Raw genomic sequence first — 18,975 nt, 5'->3', positions numbered from 1 at the left:
AGTGCTGGCGCTGGGGATCACCAGTGCCAGCGGCCGCTTTGTATCAAGCCATAAATCAAACCAAATAAACCTGCGCTATAACCAGCTGTCATGCCCAGTACACACCAGAGTGCATTTTTCCGCTTTACTCTGGCATGTTCTGCGGCATCCGGGTATTGCCGTTGCAGACGTGGGCCGATGATTTGCTGCAATTGCAGCTGGCTATAGATCAGTCCGGCTATCATCAGCACAAAAGCAGAGACTGGAGCCCAGGCGCCGCTGGTCAGTTCGTAAGCCGCTGTTAATAGCAGTCCTGATAACAGCACCCAAACAATGGTTTTGTTACGTAACGCTTTTAATGCAGCTTTTTCATCCTCACTATCGGCTTTTTTTAGGACGGCTCGCATGCCGAAGACCACTCCAGCCACAGCAGCCAAAGCGCCAATCATAGCTCCTCCCAGCAGCACTGCAATTTTGGCCAGCCAGCCACTTTGTTGTGCAGCAACAGAGACTGAAGTCGCTGCTGCTACAGGAGGTGCAACGCTGGTCAGTGCTGCGGCTATCACTGCACTGAATCCCAAACCTGGTGCTGTGCTTAGTACCAGTTGACCGTAACGTGCCAGTAAGCTGTCTTTTAATTGTTCACGCACTCTGGATAGTTTTTTCCGTACATTGGCATCGCTTAACCCCAATAAATCCGCCACTTGCTGACTGGATTGCTCCTCCCGGTAATAGAGTAAAACGATTTCGCGGCTGTCTTCCGGTAACTGACTGATAAAGTCCTGCATAATAATTTGCTGCTGCTCACGCTCAAGCAGCTCTTGCATTGAAGCCGTCGGGTCGGCGAAGTTTTCCAACAGGCTTTCCGCTTCGTCACCCACCACTTTTTGTTTTACTTTGTTATCCCGCAGGTAGTTATAACTGCGGTGCCTGGTCATTTGGCGGACCCAGGGTAAAAAGCTGGCGGGTTCGCGCAGCGTTGCTAACTGGTGCCAGATATAAATAAATACCTCTTGTGCTACTTCTTCGCTGGCATCTAAATCTTTCACTATCGCCAAAGCTATGCCGGTGACAGTATGGCGACACTGGCTGATCAGGCGTTCAAAGGCGCTGTGATCGCCCGCTGTGGCTGCAATCACGTCAGGTAATAATTTCTGTTCCACTGTAGTTAACATTTTTTATTATTCCTTTATAAAATCAGTGATGTGCGCCAACAGCCACTCCGGCTGATCCCACATAATAAAATGCCGCGCCTGCCAATTAAAGTCCAGCTTCGCTTGTGGAATAGTGTTAATTTGTTGTTGATACAAAGCCTGAACCGCAGGGCGCAGAGCGTCCGAAGGTAAAGCACCACCAGCCCCTAACAGCAACACTGGTTGTTGAATTTTATGCACTTCGCTGCGCAAGTCTGTAGTGAGTAGTTCAGCTATGACCGCACCTACTGTGGTTGGATCGGACTGCCCCGCCATTTCTGTGATTATTGTGGCATGTTCTGCACTGCTGACCTGAACTGCTATGCCTTGTTTGGTGCTTTCTGCCAACTGCTCCGCCGTCATTTGCTGATAATACTGCTGCATCATCTTAGCCTGCGGCAGCATTTGCGCCACGGTGGTGTTGCTGTCGCGGCTAAAAACCGGAGCCAGATAAGGCAAGCCATCCACGGCTATGATTTTGCCTGGCAGCCCTGGATAAGAGCTTGCAAGCTGAAAGGCCAAAAAAGCTCCCATGCTATGGCCAATCAATACTGGTTTCTGTAACTGATGCTGCTGAATATAAGCGGCCAGTTCCTGAGTGACTTGTGTTAGTTTCAGTGGGCTGGTCAAAGCCTTGGTTCCGGCAAAACCTGCGAGGTTGATTTGATGTAACTGGTGATCCGCTTTTAGCTCTGTAACCAGTTGCTGCCACACCCGCTGATCAGACATCAGACCCGGGATCAGAATAATGGCTTTGCCCTGGCCTGCTACCTGCACCTGAAAGCTTGGGGTTTGGGTTTCATCAGCTTTAAGGCTTTGACTTGTGGCTATAAATGCTGTGGAACACAGCAAAATAAGCAGGTACTTTTTAAACATAAAGGTCACTCCTGAAGTTTAGTGAAGCTGCGCATTTATGCAGCACTTCTACCAAGTACCTTGGGCTTTGTAGTTTGTGACAGATTTCTGCATAAATATTTCAGACTTCTAAACTTCTGGCTTTCTATTTTGTTGGTCGTTTTGTAATCTGTCAGGCTTGAGCACCAAACAAATACCCGTTAGGGTGGATAAGAACGCTGTAAAGAGAACGATAGCTACAAAGATAACGATAGAAAAAGTGCAGAACAAACTGCAGGCAGTGCAACGAGGAGAGTGGGTGATGTCGCAATATGCTGCCTTGAGGGCAAATGTCGGATTGTTGGGCACCCAACTGGGTGACACCATACGCAATCAATTAGGTGATGCAGTTTTAGAACGTATTGAACAAATTCGCGCTTTAGCCAAAGAAGCAAGGCAGGGCACAGAGCTGCAGGATCAGCAATTAAAACAAGTGCTGGCCAGTTTAACCGATCAGGAAATTCTGCCAGTGGCCCGTGCTTTTGCTCAGTTTTTAAATCTGGCCAACTTAGCAGAGCAGCACCATACCATTAGTAAAGCAGGCCGTGCTTCTATTGAAAAACCAGAACCAGTGGCTGAATTACTGCAACTGTTGCAGGATAAAGAGATCGGTAAAAACCGGATTGAACAGGCCGTTGCTGATCTGTCGATTGAGCTGGTGCTGACTGCACACCCAACAGAAGTCACCCGTCGCACTCTTATTCATAAACTAACGGAAATTGCTGCCTGTTTAGCGGAGCTGGAGCAGGATTTATTGCCTTTACAGCAGCAAAAAACAGAAAACCGGCTGTATCAGCTGATCACGCAGGCCTGGCATACCAACGAAATTCGAGAACAGCGACCGACACCAGTGGATGAAGCCAAGTCTGGTTTTGCTGTGATTGAAACTTCACTTTGGGACGCGGTGCCAGAATTTATCCGTGAACTTGATACGGCACTGATCCCTGTATTGGGGCATGGCTTGGCTTTAGATGCCATACCTATTCGTTTTTCATCCTGGATGGGTGGCGACAGAGACGGTAATCCTTTTGTTACGGCCAAAGTCACGCGTCAGGTTTTGCTGTTAAGTCGTTGGAAAGCGGCAGATTTATTCAGTCGTGATCTGGATGTATTGGCCAACGAACTGTCGATGGTTCAGGTCAATGATGCTTTGCGTGCTGTAGTTGGGGACGCATCAGAGCCTTACCGTAAGTTACTGAAAGACTTCCGCCATAAGTTGTTGCACACCAGAGACTGGCTGACCGAAGCCTTAAAGCACGACAGGTTACAACGGCCTGACGATCTGATTTGGCACAATGAGCAACTGCTGGAACCTCTGCTGCTTTGTTATCAGTCCTTGCTCGACTGCAAAATGCAGGTGGTGGCAGAAGGTTTACTAAAAGACACCATCCGCCGTGCTTATGCTTTTGGTTTAACCTTGCTGAAGCTGGATGTGCGGCAGGAATCGGGCCGTCACACTGCGGTGTTCAGCGAGTTTACCCGTTATCTGGGTATTGGTGATTATGCCGATTGGGATGAACCAGCCCGGCAGGCCTTTTTACTGAACGAGCTGAGCAGCAAAAGGCCTTTATTCCCGCGTAACTGGCAGCCCAGCGCTGAGGTCAAAGAAGTGCTGGATACCTGCGACATAGTGGCCCGGCATGGCGCTGAAGCTTTATCCACTTATGTGATTTCAATGGCGGGCAAACCCTCAGATGTGTTGGCCGTGCAGTTATTGCTAAAAGACGCTGGTATTAGCTTCCCTATGCCTGTCGCGCCTTTGTTTGAAACCCTGGCCGATTTAACCAACGCCCCAGAATGTATCAGCAAGCTGTTGGCCATTGATTGGTACAGAGGTTATATCAATGGCCGGCAGGAAGTCATGATCGGTTATTCGGACTCAGCCAAAGATGCCGGCGCTTTTGCAGCCGCTTGGGCACAGTACAGTGCCCAGGAAGCGTTAGTTGCTATTTGCCAGCAAGCCAAAGTGCAACTGACGCTATTCCATGGTCGTGGCGGTACTATAGGCCGTGGTGGTGGTCCTGCTCATGCCGCTATTTTATCTCAGCCGCCAGGGTCGCTTGCTGGTGGTTTGCGGGTGACAGAGCAAGGCGAGATGATCCGCTTTAAATTTGGTTTAACTGGCTTAGCAAAGCGTAGTCTTGCTTTGTATGCCAGTGCTGTACTGGAAGGGGTGTTATTGCCACCACCAGTGCCGGAGCAAAGTTGGCGTGAGCTGATGCAACAACTGGCAACCGTCTCCTGTGAAGCTTACCGTGCCGTCGTGCGGCATCACCCGGATTTTGTGCCTTATTTCCGCGCTGCTACGCCAGAGCTGGAGTTAGGGCAGCTACCGCTGGGCAGTCGTCCGCCAAAACGTAATCCAAATGGTGGTGTCGAGAGTTTACGTGCTATTCCATGGATTTTTGCCTGGTCGCAAAACCGTTTGATGTTACCGGCCTGGTTAGGCGCTGGCAGCGCTTTGGCCGTTGTCGTCGATCAAGGCAAAACAGAATTGCTCACGCAAATGCGGGCGAAATGGCCGTTTTTCGCCACGCGGTTGTCAATGCTGGAAATGGTGTATTTAAAAGCCGATGCAGAAATAGCTGCCTACTATGATGAAAAACTGGTGCCAGAAGCTTTGTTGCCTTTAGGTCAGCAATTACGTGATCAACTGGCCGCAGATACAGCCTTGCTGTTGAAGTTGATTCAAAGCGATACGCTGATGGCGAAAGAGGCCTGGATCCGTGAATCCATTATGCTACGAAATACCTATGTCGACCCGCTGCATATTTTGCAGGTGGAGTTGTTAAATCGGGTCAGGCATGAGCCTGAAACGGTTAACGACAGCATTAAACGGGCTTTGATGGTGACTATTGCCGGTATTGCAGCCGGGATGCGTAACTCGGGTTAAGATGCTGTTTTCAAATGCGTCGCAACAACGTTCCTGACAGTTGCGACATACCGTACATCCTGTACATAAAAAAGGGCATACAGTGTATGCCCTTTTTTTGTCTAAGACTAAAACTTAGAAAAAGCTTTTCTTAAACTCAACACCAATAATACGAGGTTCGTTAACAAAGCCTGTCAGGTTGTTGAAGTCGATAGCACCTTTTAAGTTGTCTTCGTCCGTGATATTACGGCCAAATAAAGCCACTTCGTAGTCGTTATCAAAGTTCAGATAACCAATACGTAAACCAGCTTCAAAATTACCGTTGGTACGATATTCCATAGATTCATACAGGAACAGGTTTGTTTCACCCTGACGAGCTACATCACCATAAAAATAAATCTCACCCGTGCTGACCGGAATATCATAACGGGCATTGACCGTTAAAATAGTTTCAGGAGCTTGTGGGAATGGATTGCCGTCAATAAAGACTAAACCAGCACCGTTAGACGGGTCTGTTGGTGTACAGGCACCTGAACCACATGGAGCAACCAGTAAGTTTTGATCCTTCAGTTCAGTGTTGTTGTAGCTGAAACCACCGCCAAAGACCAGGCTTTTGGTTGCACGCCACTCAGCGTCTACTTCAAAACCATAACCTACACCTTTATCGGCATTGATCAACTGGTTACCCTGAGTTTCGCCACCAATAGCGGATAACTGAATATCGTCAATGGTGTAATAAAACAGAGCGCCGTTCAGACGCAATGAGTCATCCAGTAAATCAGACTTAGCACCTACTTCAAATGACGTAATAGTTTCTGAGTCGGCCACTGAAGGTGCTTTTTCAAAGGCAACATCACGCCCTTGAATAGACTGGGCGCGGAAACCGCTGGCAACACGACCAAAAACGCTGGTGGAGTCTGTCAGGCGATAGTTGCTGCTTAATTCCCAACTGACCTGACCATCATCCACTTTGATTGGATCGTAATCCTGGATGGCGGCTTCGCCTATGGTTAAAGCGAAGCTATCCACATTTTGTTGGCCTACCCAGAAGGTTTTTTCGTCGTGAGTGTAACGAATACCACCTGTGATATCCCAACGGTCATTGAGGTTATAAGTCGTTTGACCAAATACGGCCCAGCTTTTGTTGCCGTGGTATACAGTGGTCGCGCCAAAGAAGCCGTCAACGCTGGTGACGCCAAAAGAGGAGTCAAAGTAAAACGCGCCAACCTGCCATTCTAAAGCTTCATTGGTATCGCTGGCTAAACGGATTTCCTGAGTAAACTGTTCTAAGTCATTTAACTGATCTTCAGTCACAGCATCAAAAGGAATAAAACCTGGGCCAGTTTCTTCAGCGACACCATCAAAATTGGTATCAATGAAATAACCACCATCGATATCGCCTTTACCTTTGCCATCCGCTTTTTCCATCGCTGAAATCATGGTTAAGGTCATGTCTTTTAAAGCAAATTCAAAAGTTAACGAGGTACCGAAGTTATCGTATTCCTGATAGTTGCCATCGCCTTTATCATAATAAACGGTGTCACGATCATAATTTTCGTTCAGCTCGTTGCTACCCGGAGTCAGGACGTTGGCTCTAAATAAAGAGGAGGTGCCATCCAGTTTGCGGCCATGTACGTTTAATAAAGCTGAGAAATCGTCAGTGTCGTATAAAAACTGCAGGCGACCTGCTTTTTCGTCATGACCACCGGTAAAATCTTTTTCACCGGTAAAACCGTTGTCAACATAGTCGTCACGGTTTTGGTTCATCAAGGAGATACGGGCTGATAATTCGTCAGTTAAACCACCACCAGCTGCGCCTTCCACGTTAATAGTGCCGAAGCTGCCTACCGTTGCTTTGGTATAAGCTTCAAAGTCCTGAGTTGGTTTTACAGAGGTAAATTTCACTATACCTGCTGTGGTGTTGCGGCCAAATAAAGTACCTTGTGGACCACGGATCACTTCAGCCTGCGCTACGTCAAATAGCGGGAAGCTTTTAAGGATTACGTTTTCCATCACCACGTCATCCATAATCACAGAAACTGGCTGAGAAGCGGCCAGGTCAAAATCTGTGTTTCCTAAACCACGAATATAAAAACGTGGTGCAGCACGGCCGTTTGATGATTCAGCGTATAAACCTGGAATTTTTCCAGATAAAGCCTGGATATCCTCGCCACCTGCAAACAAAGCGTCGAATTTTTCACCGCTTAAGGTTGCAATAGAGATAGGAACTTCCTGGGTGCTTTGCACGCGTTTTTGCGCAGTCACCATAATGCGTTCCAATTTTGTCTCTTCAGCAGCCTGATCTTTGTCACTTTCCTGCGCGAATAAAGCAGGAGAAAGACCCATGGCTGCAGCGAGCAGACTGGCCTGAATACTCAATGCCAGAACAGACTTTTTGCATGTTTTCATCAATGTGTTACCTTATTTTTAGGCTGTTATATACTCTGGTGCGTCCTGCGGGTCTGTTATCAGAGCGAACCCTACAAACTCTGGAGTGACCACAGTGTTTGCCCTGATAACCTGCGGCTACTATAGCATTTTGCAGCTACTTTTGCCGATATGGCTGATAAAAGAGCCAAAAACCTTCAGGTTGGCAGGGGGTTAATTGCGCAATATCTATTTAAGCAAAATCAGGTTTACATGGTGCTAACTTGTTTCTGTTTTGTCTTTAATCTGTACAAGTGCGGTATAAATGGAGCAACGGCCCTGATGGGAAGAGTAGTAGCTGATCAGCAACCTGTTTTGCTGCAATACCATACCGGCGTAACTGCAATCTCCGCCTGAAGGTAAAACCAGTATCTCGGTCAGCTTGCCGCTGTGTTGATCTAATGAAACCAGGCTGGTGCGTACTTTGTGATCATAAAGCCGCACTACCGCAAGCAGTTGTCCTGATGGCGTAAATATAGCCTGTGGGCCTCCTATACGGCAGCCAATATCCAGCCAGTTCCAGTGGTGATAGGGAGCATGAGCGTAACCTAGTTGGCCATGGTCTGGATCTTTGCGCAATAAACACCAGGCTGTGTCTTTGTGATCAAATAACAAGGCGGCTTCATTGGCATAGCCTTCCGAATATATTCTGGGGCCCGCAACGTCGAACTGGCCTGTATCCTCTTGTTGATACAAACGAATATGCCGGTCGGCACCACATTTATAGGCGACGGCATACGCCTGATCGCGTAGCCAGCTTAAACGCCATAACCAATAATCAGTTTCACCTACAGCCTGAGGTTCCGACCAGGTTTTGCCATCAGTTGAAGACCAAAGATAAGATTGATAAGCCTGCTTTGTTTTGTCATGAAAAGCAGCAGCGGCCAGTAACTGTAGTTTTCCGCCTGGCGTTACACTTAATTTGCCATCCCTTAAATCGGCAGCAGGGTTGTGCAGTACAGCCACAGTACGCCATTTTTTGCCCTGCACTGAACTCATGATCCGCAGTACACCATCTTTGGAGTGATGTGTGGACGCCTGACGGAACACCAGATAATAGCGCTGGCTGAAGTAACATAAGTCTGTAAAAGCATTATGTTTTCCTGCTTTCCATGCGCGCTGAACCCAGATCAGTTCTATGGCGGTTCTGCTTGATTCTGTAGTGTGACTGGACATAGAGTTGTGCCAATTTGTGTTTTTGTTGTTAATTATTTGTGTGTTTTTATGCTTGAACTACACTTGGTCTTACTTTAGTAACAGCTTTTTTAATTGTGTCGGGTCTATGCCTGTCGGCACAAAGTGAAAAGTCTTTTTGCAGTGTACAAAACTGCACGGAGTTTCACTATGACGACAGAACAGAGTTTATTTAGATCCAAAGCTCTGCAGGCACAACAGCAACGCCTGGAAGGGCAGGTGAGTATTGTTCAGCCTGTCAGCAGCTCGGTGTTGTGTTTTTGTTTAGTTTTTATCTTGCTCAGTTTATTGCTGCTGTTGCACCAGGCAAGTTTTTCCCGCAAAGAAACCGTGGTGGGTTATCTGAAACCGTCCAGTGGTGTGGTTCGTATTCAAAGTCAGCGTTCAGCTGTGTTGAAACAACTTTATATTCAGGACGGCACTTTGGTGCAGGCAGGTCAAAAACTGGCTTTACTGAGTACAGACGAGTATCTGGCAGCCGGAGAAAGTCTGACCGAACACCTGCAAAGCAGTCTTGCACTTCAGCTGGCATTAAATGCGCAGAAGCGGCTTGAACTGATTCAAAGTTTTGAGCAGCAGCGTCAACAATTGGCAGCGCAAATCAGTAATGTCAAACGGCAACTGGCAGAAAACCAGCGCCAGCAGCAATTGCTGTCTCAGCGCATTGGTTTACAGACTCAACGTTTACTGTCCCAGCAGGACCTTGCGCTCAAAGGCCATCTGCCAAAGTTACAACTGGAGCAACAGCAGGATCAGCACCTGATGTTGCAGCAACAACTGGCTGAGGTACAAACTTTGGCTCAATCCATTCTTCAGCAACAGATCCAGTGGGAAAATCAACTTCAGGCTTTGCCTGTTGAACAGCAGCGCCAGCTTCAGCAATTACAAGCTGAGCGGCTGAGTTTGGAGCAGCAGAAAACTGAATTGCTGGCTCGCAAAGAAGTGGTATTAACAGCTCCGGTTGCGGGCAGAGTCACAAATTTAGTGGTGAGCGCTGGCCAGTATCTGCAAGGCAGCCAAGTGTTAATGCAAGTGCTGCCGGAATCGGATTTTTTATACGCTCAATTATTAGTTCCAACCCGGGCTTTTGGTTTTATTCAACCCGGCCAGACCACCTGGTTGCGTTTTGATGCTTTTCCTTACCAGCGTTTTGGTTTGTATCAGGGGGAAATCAGCCAGCTTTCAAAAGCCGTGCTGATGGCGCAAGACCCCGATAGTCCGGTACAAATCCAGGAACCGGTTTATCAGGTGCAGGTGCGGCTGGATCAACAATTTATTGAAGCTTATGGCGAACAAATGCCGTTGCAGGCCGGCATGTTATTAAGTGCTGACATAGTACTGGAACAGCGTTCGGTGTTGAGCTGGTTGCTGGAACCTTTGTTCAGCTTAAAAGGGCGTTTTCAAATTTAAACCAGAGTTTGTAGGGAGCTTATGATGGAGAAGCGGATGATAAAAAAACAGGCCTGTACTGGCGAATACTCAGGCCCTTTGTTAGAGCATTCAGATGCAGATCATCTATCAATCTGAGGCGGCCGAGTGTGGATTGGCCTGTCTGGCTATGGTGGCCGGTGCTTATGGCTATAAAACCGATATGGCCAGTTTGCGTCAACGTTATCCTTTGTCGCTTAAAGGCTTAACTTTGCAGCATCTGATGCAGCTGGCTGACAATCTGGGACTGGCGGGACGTGCTTTACGACTGGAGCCTGAAGAGCTGGCTCAGTTGAAGTTGCCCTGCATTTTGCATTGGCAGATGAGCCACTTTGTCGTGCTGGTGAAAGTGAAAGGGCAAAAAATTCAGATCCATGACCCTGCTTGTGGCAAACGTGAGTTGTGCTTTGCTGACGTCGATCAATGCTTTACCGGCATTGCTCTTGAACTGAGTCCGACCACTGAGTTTAAAAAGCAAGATCAACGACAAAAGTTAAGTGTGCGGCAGTTTTGGTCTTCGGCTTCAGGGTTGTGGTCGGCATTATTCAGAATACTGTTGATGTCGCTGGTGCTGCAGTTTTTCTTACTGGTGGCCCCTTATTACCTGCAACTGGTGGTGGATGAAGTGCTGGTAAGCCGGGATTTGGATTTATTGCATGTGCTGGCGATAGGATTTGCCTTGTTGCTGCTGTTGCAAATTCTGACCAATATTCTGCGTAGCTGGCTGGTGCTGCATTTAGGGTCGGTATTAAATCTGCAATTGGCCACGAATTTATTCCGGCATTTACTGCATTTGCCAATGAGTTTTTTTGAGAAGCGCCATATGGGCGATATTGTGTCGCGTTTTGGTTCTTTGCAGCAGTTACGGGAATTGCTGACGAATAGCCTGATTGAGGCGCTGATTGATGGCCTTATGGCTTGTACTGTGCTGGTCTTGTTGTTTGTTTATCATCCGGTGTTGGCCGCCGTGGTGCTGGTGGCTGTGCTGCTTTATGCGCTGCTGAGGTTTGTTTTTTATTCGCCACTAAAACAATGTACGGAGCAAAGCATAGTGACTCAGGCGAAAGAACAGTCCGGCTTTATGGAGAGTGTCCGCGCCATACAGTGTTTGCAGTTGTTCTCCAAACAAAGCCAAAGGTTGAGCCTGTGGCAAAATCAGTACTCAGATGCTGTGGATCAGCAATTCCGGCTGGGGCGCTGGCACTTATCATTGCAGGCTGTGCATCAATTGTTATTTGGTATTGAGCATATACTCGTGATTTATCTGGCAGCTCTGGCAGTGATCGACAATGCTTTTAGTGTCGGAATGTTGTTTGCATTTGCCAGTTACAAAAGCCAGTTTACCCAAAGAGCTGCTGCTTTTATTGACCACTGGGTCGAATTCCGCATGCTTGAGCTACACCTGCAACGTCTGGCGGATATTGCGCTGACAGACACCGAGGATTTAGGAGAGAGCCAGCCTTATTTACAGTTGCAAGGTCATATTGAATTACGCGACCTGAGTTTTCAGCAGGCGGCGCAGGACCCCTGGCTGTTTCATCAACTGAGTTTTCAGTTATCTCCGGGCGAAAGCGTTGCCATTGTCGGGCCGTCCGGCTGCGGCAAAACCAGTCTGTTAAAAGTTATTCTGGGGTTGGCCGTTGCACAGCAAGGCAAAGTGCTGGTGGATGGTATGGAGCTGAGCAGCTTTGGTTTGCAGCATTACCGCAGCCAGATTGCCGCAGTGATGCAAAATGATCAGTTGTTATCAGGTTCTGTGATGGACAATATCAGCTTTTTTAGCCCTAAACCTGATGTGCAGCATCTGATGCATTGTGCAGAACTTGCTGCTATCCATCAGGATATTATTGCCATGCCTATGGGCTACAACACTTTGATTGGTGATATGGGATCGGCGTTATCCGGTGGGCAAAAACAACGTTTACTGATCGCCAGAGCCTTATACCACAAGCCCAGAGTATTGCTGCTGGATGAAGCAACCAGTCATTTGGATCTTGCGTTAGAGGCCAGGGTTAATCAGGCTATTCGGCAGTTGCAGGTTGCGCGCATTATCGTTGCACACAGGCCCGACAGCATTTTAACTGCAGATCGGATTTTGTTGCTGCAGCAAGGGCAACTGACGGATATCACAAGAGAATTCCGTCAATTACATAACTCACCTCAGCCACTAAGTCATGCTCCGGTGCTTTAGATTTTGGGTTGCCAGAGTTCAAATCTATTGCCTTCAGGATCCATAGCCCAGCCAAATTTGCCATAGTCGCCGTCTTCTATTTGTTCATCGACCCATACATTGGCTGCCTTGAGTTGCGTTAACATCGCCTCTAAATCAGTCACCCTGTAATTGATCATGCTTTGCTGGTTCACTGAACCAAAGTAAGCAGTGTCTGCAGCAAAAGTTGACCAGACGGTTTCATCAGCAGCTTTTGCGATAAAACTGCCATAAGGTGCATCAGGGCAAAGCGGAATACCTAAATGCTGCTGATACCAAAGTGCCAGTGCCTGCGGGTCTTTGGCCCGGATAAAGACTCCTCCTATACCTGTTACTTTTTGCATAGATCACCTCGGTTATTGAGCAATGTTGGATAATAAATCTTGTAACGTCATCTGCTGGCGCTCCGTAATTAACTTCTGACCTAAAGCCAGTATCTGCTGCTGAGCTTGTTGTTTAAATGCTTCGTCTTTTAGTTGTTTTAATTCTTCTGCCGGTGCCCAGCCGATAGCGCGACGTATTAGCTCACAGCCTGCATAACCTAAAGTGTCCTGCCACAATTGCTGCAAATACCATTGTTGGTAAGACGCATTCTGAAAGCTTTGATCTGTGGTTTGCTTTTGCATCAGGGTGCTGAATACTGCGGAGAACTCTTGCCAGAATAACTCGATTTGACTTAACAAATAGTGGCATAAAGCAGTTTCTCTGGCGGGCTCCGGAGTCAGTAAGTTCAAAATCAAACTGGCCAAAAAAGTTCCGGTATCAAAACCTATGGGGCCGTAGCAGCCAAATTCGGCACTTATTATTTTATGCTGCTGATGATTCACTAACACATTGCCACAATGCAAATCGCCATGCAGCAAGGCCTGAGGTTTTGCCAGAAAACCGGCTTTCAGCTGAGCCACTTCTGCCTGCAGAGTTTCGTTGAACCATAACTCCTGCACTTGTGGTCGTTGCGCAAAACTCAGGCTGTTGCGTTCGTGGTTACAGTAGGGGTCAGTAAAGACCAAATCTTCAATCACTAAACTGAGTTCCGGATTGCTAAATTGCAGTTGCCGGGCTTTTTTCACTGGGCCTGTTAAGACAAAGTCACTGCTGTAAAAACAGGTATTGGCCAGATAACGACCCAGATGCAGGCCTGTATCCTGTGGTAACACTCCGGTCGCTATGGCTGTGCGTAAACTAATGCAATCTGATAAGTCTTCCAGCAACAAAGCGAAAAGCTGTGCATCGTAAAACAAGACTTCGACCAGATAATCCGGGCAGATTTTGGCATGGTGTTTTAAGACATCAGCTTCAATTTGTGCTCTGTTTAAGCTGACAGGCCAGTGCTGAGTGAAAGTTGAAGGCTCAGGCAAGGCTTGTTTCACTATCAGGCTGGTGCCCCTGTTGTTTTTTACTCTGAACACCTGATTCATACCATCGTTTTTCAGGAGCTCAGTGGTTAACTGGCTGTGGTCGCCAAATAAATCGCTGTGCTTGTCTGCAAATAACGCAGCTTCTTTTGGGGTTAAAGCTTGATAAGGCATCAGATAACAAATCCATAAAAAAGCAAAAGGCCATCATCGCAAACCGTTTGGGGCTGCACAATGGCCTATTGAAACTACTAAGCGGCGGTTTAGGTTAACTGGTATTAAGGTTGTACCGCAATGAAGCGAGCCATAGCTGCTGTACGGGCTTTATAAAACGCCAAACCTGAGTCATTCAGACTGTAGTTGTCAATCCCCTGAATGATGCTAAGGAATTGATCTTCTACAGTACCATTCAGGCAGGCTTTTTGGGTGGTGGCCATAGGTTTAAAGCTTAAGCGTAAGCCTTCGGCTTCATAAGCACCGGTAAATTGGTTGCAGCCAGCAAAACCACTGACTCTGTTATCAGCGCCAAACTCCAGATAAGGGGTCATGTCAGGCTCTGTTGCTGATACAGCTTGTCCCATTAACTCAGTGAGCTTCCAGCGAACCCCTGTCAGTTTGAGGTCTGCTTGCTGAGCTTGTTTTGTCAGTTTGTAGTGGTCTGCTAAATCACCAGTGATCAGCTGCCCGGACATATCCAGTTGGAACAGCTGGTTTTCTCCCACTTTGTACCAAGCCGGCGCATCTTGCTGATCCAGCAGTTGGATAGCCGAGCCTTTAGCGTCCCATTCAAATTTGCCCTGTTGTTGGATAGCTCCGCCTTCTTTGCCCAGATAAGTGGTACTAAGCAGGTAACTGTTGTCCATATTCAGTGTTAACAGGGTATCTATACCTTCACAGTCTGCACAAGGCAGCAGTCCTCGGTAAGTCCCGGCCCAATCCAGAGAGTTTTGGCTGTTGTGCTGATCAACCACAGTTTCAGCCTTTGCCGTTTCTGTGGGTATTGTTGCGGATGGCTCCGTTGGTGTTGGTCCGCAAGCTGCCAATACTAACCAGGCGGTCAGACACAAGATCAGGGGTTTAGACATAAAAATCTCCTTGTTAATACAGAGCATTGAATTTCGCTGCAGTTTACAGGCGCGGGGCTTTACCAAAACTGAATTGGTTGGGAAAAAACAACCTCAACCTATATTCACAACCGTTGGTCACAGCAAGCTAGTGCACATTTTTGCCACAGTTACACTTCCATGGAATAGCAATAGTGCCCATCAAGAGTAGAGCAACAGAATGAACTTAACCCGAGCCAGTTTAAAAAATCCTGCTGCTGTTGTAGTGGTCAGTCTGATTATGGTGTTATTTGGTTTACTTGCAGTGGCTAAATTACCTATTCAGCTTTTACCTTCCATCGAGCAACCGCAAATTTTTATTCAGAATGGCTGGCGCGCTGCTGCTCCTGAAGAAATGGAATCCACTATCATTGAGCCGCAAGAAGCTGCGCTGCGCAATGTACCGGGCGTGATAGAAAGCAGCAGCTTTATTGGAGCCGGTTTTGGTTTTATTACGCTGACCTTTGACGTTGGCCAGGATATGCAGCAAGCCATGCTGAACGTGATCAATGCGTTAAATCAGGCTCCTCCGCGTCCAAGGGAAGCCGCTGAACCTGTGGTTTCGCTAAACAGTGGTGCTGGTCCTGTCGCCAGTTTATTGATCCGCAAGTTAGATGAAAACGCAGACGCTGACTTTACGGCCTTACAGCCAGTGATTGATGATGTGGTGTACCCACGGTTAAAAGCTATAGCTGGTGTATCTCAAGTCGATTTGGCCAGCCGCCGCGCCAAAGAGCTGCATATCGTATTTGACCCTTATCGTCTGGCTGCTTTGGGTTTGTCTGTTGATCAATTAAGTTCACGTATTGGCCGTGCCAGTAATGTGTCCGGCGGTTTTGCCGAAGTAGGGCGACGTGAATTCACTGTACGTTTTGTCGGCCAGTACGATCCTGCTCAGTACGAGCAAATGGTGGTGGCTTATCAGAATGACAGGCCTGTATATTTGCATGAAGTCGCACAAGTAAAAATTGATTACGCTGAGCGGGCAGGCTTTACCAAACGTAACGGTTACCCGGCGTTTTACATCAGCTTGCAGCGCGCCGCAGGCTCCAACACTGTCGAAATCCTTGATGCGCTGAATCAGGACATTGCCGATTTAAATCAAAATGAGCTGCAGAACAAAGGCATTGAAATAGTGCTGAGTTATGACGCCTCGGTGCATATCAAAAGGGCGATAGAGCTGGTCAATGGCAATCTGGTGCTGGGCATAGCGCTGGCTTTGGTTATTTTGTATCTGTTTCTGCGTGGCTGGCAGGCAACCTTACTGATTGGTTTAACAATTCCAGTCTCTCTGATGATTTCCATCATGGTGCTGGATTTATTTGGCCGCTCACTGAATGTAGTCTCTTTGGCGGGGTTGGCTTTTGCGGTAGGTATGGTGCTGGATGCAGCCATCATAGTGCAGGAAAATATCATGCGTCTGTTTCAGCAGGGCATGGCACTGGAACAGGCGGTAAAAAAGGGTACCGCTCAGGTGAGTGCGGCGCTCTGGGCTTCAACGGCAACCACAGTTGCTATTTTTGTGCCTGTGTTATTTATGCAGGGTGTTGAAGGCCAGCTGTTTTACGATCTGGCGTTAACTTTAGCTGTGGCGGTCACGGCATCTTTGCTGGTGGCTTTAACTCTGTTACCTGTCGCTTCATTATTCTGGTTAAAACCAGAGGCCAGTTCAGTTTCTTTAGCTTTTTTCTGGCACACACTTGCCAGAAGAGTCTGTCGTTTGACTCAAAACTACAAGCTGGCTTTAGGCTGGGTGGCCCTGCTTGTGCCAGGTTCTATGTTATTGATTACATTGTTACTGCCTAAAGCCGATTTCCTGCCACAGGCTTCTATTGATACGGTGTTTTCAGGTTTTTCACTACCTCCTGGTGCGAATATACAGATACTGGAGCAGGAGATTGGTGATCTGCTGGTCACTCGGTTACGGCCTTATTATCAGGATAAAAAATACCCGGCGATCAAAGGGTATAACCTGTCGATCAACAGGGGCTTTAACTCACTCTTTATCTACGCTGAGGACCCGGACAGCATAGAGGATATGATCAAATTATTGCGGGAAGAGATTCTGGTGGGCTTACCCGACACCAAGACCTTTAGTGTGCAAGGCTCATTATTTAACTTCGGTTTTGGTAGTGGCCGCGAATTAAACTTAGATTTCCAGGGCCCTGATGTGCCGCAGCTCATGCAACAAGCGGCTGCTGCAATGCCAACCATTGAAAAATTATTACCCGGCGCTACAGTGCGGCCAGTACCTGATTTAGCCTTGGCCCAGCCTGAACTCCGCTTAACTCCGGATGAAAACCGCATAGCTCAAAGTGGAGTGGATCGTTTTACTGTTGCGAATATGGTGCGTGCAGTCACAGATGGTATTTACATAGGTGAATACTTTGATGGTAACGAGCGGATGGACATTATCCTCAAAGGTCAGGGCTGGCAAACTCCTGAGCAATTAACTGCCACACCTTTATATACCCCTGGTGCTGGTGGTCAAACCTTAGGCCAGCTCAGTGAGCTGAACTACACCACTGGCCCCACATCTTTGCAGCGGGTCAACGGCCTGCGCACCATCAGTTTGCAGGTGACACCTCCCGCCACTATGCCACTGGATGAGGCAATGCAAATTTTACAACGAGAACTGATGACCCCATTGCGGGATGAAATGCCAGAACAAATTTCAGTGCAGTTTCGAGGTAATGCCGATCGTTTGTCTCATGCCATGACAGAGATGGGAGAAAACTTTGCTGTGGCAGTATTTATTCTGTTTTTGTTGATGGCTGCGTTATTCCGTTCTGCCAAAGACAGTTTACTGGTGGTTCTGACCATGCCAATGGCCATTTTGGGTGGTGTGGTGGCATTGCGAGTGCTGAATCTGCTGACTTTTCAGTCGCTGGACTTACTGACCATGATAGGTTTCGTCATTTTGCTTGGGCTGGTGGTCAATAACGCCATTTTGTTAGTGGATCAGTGCCGGCAGCAGCAGCGGGAAGGTGTAGATTTAGACGCTGCTTTGTTCAAGGGCATTTTGACCAGAGCCAGACCGATTTTTATGAGCACCCTGACCAGCATTTTTGGCATGTTGCCGCTGGTGCTGGTACCCGGCATTGGTTCCGAAATTTACCGGGGTTTAGCTGCTGTGATAGTCGGCGGCATGACCTTTAGTATGTTGTTTAGTCTGGTATTGATCCCAGCTTTATTGCGTGTGGCTTCTGCCCGTCAGACAAAACGGGCTACTTTTCCTTTGGAGATTTCTGATGCAACTTCATAAATGGGTCGCTACCGCGGCTTTGTTCTGTAGCCCTTACCTTATCGCACAAACGTCACCGGAGAAGGTGGTCAGTGTGGCGCAAGTACAGCAGCAGGTGATGTTGCCACACACCATGGTGACGGCTCAGGTGCAAAGCCGTTATCAGGCTGATGTGACAGCTGGTGTAGAAGGGCGTTTATTATGGTTGGCGGAACCTGGCAGCCAGATTAAACAAGATGAAGTCATAGCCCGTTTGGATACCACGCCCTTGCAGTTGCGGGTTGATGAAATGAATGCCCGAATCAGCAGGGCGGATATTCAATGGCGGCGTTTGCAAAAAGATACTGCCCGGCTGTTAGAGCTGAGTAAAAACAACAGTGTGGCTTTAACTCAGCTGGATCAAATCAGTGCTGATCGCGATAGCGCTGAAGCTGAACTTAAATTGCTGCGGGCTCAACTGGCGCAGTTGCAGGACCAGATCGACCGCAGCTCAGTCAAAGCACCTTTTGCTGGTGTAGTGGCGCAACGTTTTCATCAGCATGGTGAGGATATCAGTAGAACCGATGCGTTGGTGCGGCTGGTAAATTTGAGTGATTTGGAAGTGGTGGTGTTTGCACCGCTGAAATATGCCGCTTTCTTGCAGCAAAATCAGTTGCTGCAGGTATTTCACAGCGGAGGTGAAAGCCAGTTGCCTGTACGGAATTTGATCCCAGTCTCAGATATGCGTTCACAAACCTTTGAAGCCCGAATTAAGGTGCCAGATCAGCTGTTGGCGAACTTTCAGGTTGGCCAGTTGGTGTCTGTTGCCGTGCCTACTGCAATAGCCCGCCAGCAGTTGTTGGTGCCACGGGACGCTGTGGTGGTAAAAAGCGAAGGTCAGTTTGTGTTTGTGGTGGATAGCGAACAAAAAGCACAACAAAAGGCTGTGCAATTAGGGCAGGGCATGGGCAAGCTAATAGCTGTAGATGCAGAACTGTCGGCTGGTGAACACATCGTGATCCGAGGTGGCGACACCTTAACTCAGGGCGATCAAGTTAAGGTGCTGAATGACCGGGAATTTCCGGTAAAAACCTAAGG

Annotated in this window: 12 protein-coding genes; 5 read left to right on the top strand and 7 right to left on the bottom strand. The window is 47.9% G+C overall.

Features of this window, described 5'->3' with window-relative positions; all coding sequences use genetic code 11:
- Positions 1 to 17: 17 nt before the first annotated feature.
- A complete protein-coding gene (locus tag P3C17_RS18380) occupies positions 18 to 1,154 on the bottom strand; it encodes a sigma-70 family RNA polymerase sigma factor (RefSeq protein ID WP_300930778.1) in 1,137 nt (378 codons plus the stop codon).
- A gap of 6 nt (positions 1,155 to 1,160) precedes the next feature.
- Positions 1,161 to 2,048, bottom strand: coding sequence for an alpha/beta hydrolase (locus tag P3C17_RS18375; RefSeq protein WP_300930777.1), 888 nt, complete (start codon positions 2,046 to 2,048; stop codon positions 1,161 to 1,163).
- A gap of 280 nt (positions 2,049 to 2,328) precedes the next feature.
- On the opposite strand from P3C17_RS18375, the gene ppc reads away from it, so the two are divergent.
- Positions 2,329 to 4,959: a phosphoenolpyruvate carboxylase gene (gene ppc / locus P3C17_RS18370; RefSeq protein ID WP_346015677.1), complete on the top strand. Its 2,631-nt coding sequence runs from the start codon at positions 2,329 to 2,331 to the stop codon at positions 4,957 to 4,959.
- Between the two features lie 114 nt (positions 4,960 to 5,073).
- Here ppc and P3C17_RS18365 read toward each other — a convergent pair whose 3' ends face one another.
- Positions 5,074 to 7,347: a TonB-dependent receptor gene (locus P3C17_RS18365; RefSeq protein ID WP_300930775.1), complete on the bottom strand. Its 2,274-nt coding sequence runs from the start codon at positions 7,345 to 7,347 to the stop codon at positions 5,074 to 5,076.
- A gap of 237 nt (positions 7,348 to 7,584) precedes the next feature.
- The gene (locus P3C17_RS18360; protein WP_300930774.1) at positions 7,585 to 8,541 is read right to left on the bottom strand and encodes a sialidase family protein; all 957 of its coding nucleotides are present in this window, start codon (positions 8,539 to 8,541) and stop codon (positions 7,585 to 7,587) included.
- Between the two features lie 168 nt (positions 8,542 to 8,709).
- Between P3C17_RS18360 and P3C17_RS18355 the strand changes: the two genes are divergently transcribed.
- Entirely contained in the window at positions 8,710 to 9,969 is a 1,260-nt protein-coding gene (locus tag P3C17_RS18355; protein WP_300930773.1) for an HlyD family efflux transporter periplasmic adaptor subunit, read from the top strand.
- A gap of 94 nt (positions 9,970 to 10,063) precedes the next feature.
- Entirely contained in the window at positions 10,064 to 12,178 is a 2,115-nt protein-coding gene (locus P3C17_RS18350; RefSeq protein WP_300930772.1) for a peptidase domain-containing ABC transporter, read from the top strand.
- Here the strand turns inward: P3C17_RS18350 and P3C17_RS18345 are convergent.
- The 3 genes from P3C17_RS18345 to P3C17_RS18335 form a co-directional block, all read right to left on the bottom strand.
- On the bottom strand, positions 12,175 to 12,540 hold the full coding sequence (locus tag P3C17_RS18345) for a VOC family protein (RefSeq protein WP_300930771.1): 366 nt from the start codon (positions 12,538 to 12,540) through the stop codon (positions 12,175 to 12,177). The genes P3C17_RS18350 and P3C17_RS18345 overlap by 4 nt on opposite strands.
- Positions 12,541 to 12,552: 12 nt before the next feature.
- A complete protein-coding gene (gene mtnK, locus P3C17_RS18340; RefSeq protein ID WP_300930770.1) occupies positions 12,553 to 13,725 on the bottom strand; it encodes an S-methyl-5-thioribose kinase in 1,173 nt (390 codons plus the stop codon).
- Between the two features lie 104 nt (positions 13,726 to 13,829).
- Complete coding sequence (locus P3C17_RS18335) at positions 13,830 to 14,636, bottom strand: copper resistance protein NlpE N-terminal domain-containing protein (RefSeq protein WP_300930769.1); 807 nt, start codon at positions 14,634 to 14,636, stop codon at positions 13,830 to 13,832.
- 199 nt (positions 14,637 to 14,835) lie between these two features.
- Here P3C17_RS18335 and P3C17_RS18330 point away from each other — a divergent pair, with 199 nt between their 5' ends.
- On the top strand, positions 14,836 to 17,919 hold the full coding sequence (locus P3C17_RS18330; protein WP_300930768.1) for an efflux RND transporter permease subunit: 3,084 nt from the start codon (positions 14,836 to 14,838) through the stop codon (positions 17,917 to 17,919).
- Positions 17,906 to 18,973, top strand: a complete 1,068-nt coding sequence (locus P3C17_RS18325; RefSeq protein WP_300930767.1) for an efflux RND transporter periplasmic adaptor subunit — start codon at positions 17,906 to 17,908, stop codon at positions 18,971 to 18,973. The genes P3C17_RS18330 and P3C17_RS18325 overlap by 14 nt, the downstream gene beginning before the upstream one ends.
- Positions 18,974 to 18,975: the final 2 nt, after the last annotated feature.

The organism is Rheinheimera sp. 1928-s (assembly GCF_029269265.1).
Classification (GTDB): domain Bacteria; phylum Pseudomonadota; class Gammaproteobacteria; order Enterobacterales; family Alteromonadaceae; genus Pararheinheimera.
Note: the sequence above shows the minus strand (reverse complement) of the source record. Positions and strands in the feature narration are given on the sequence as shown.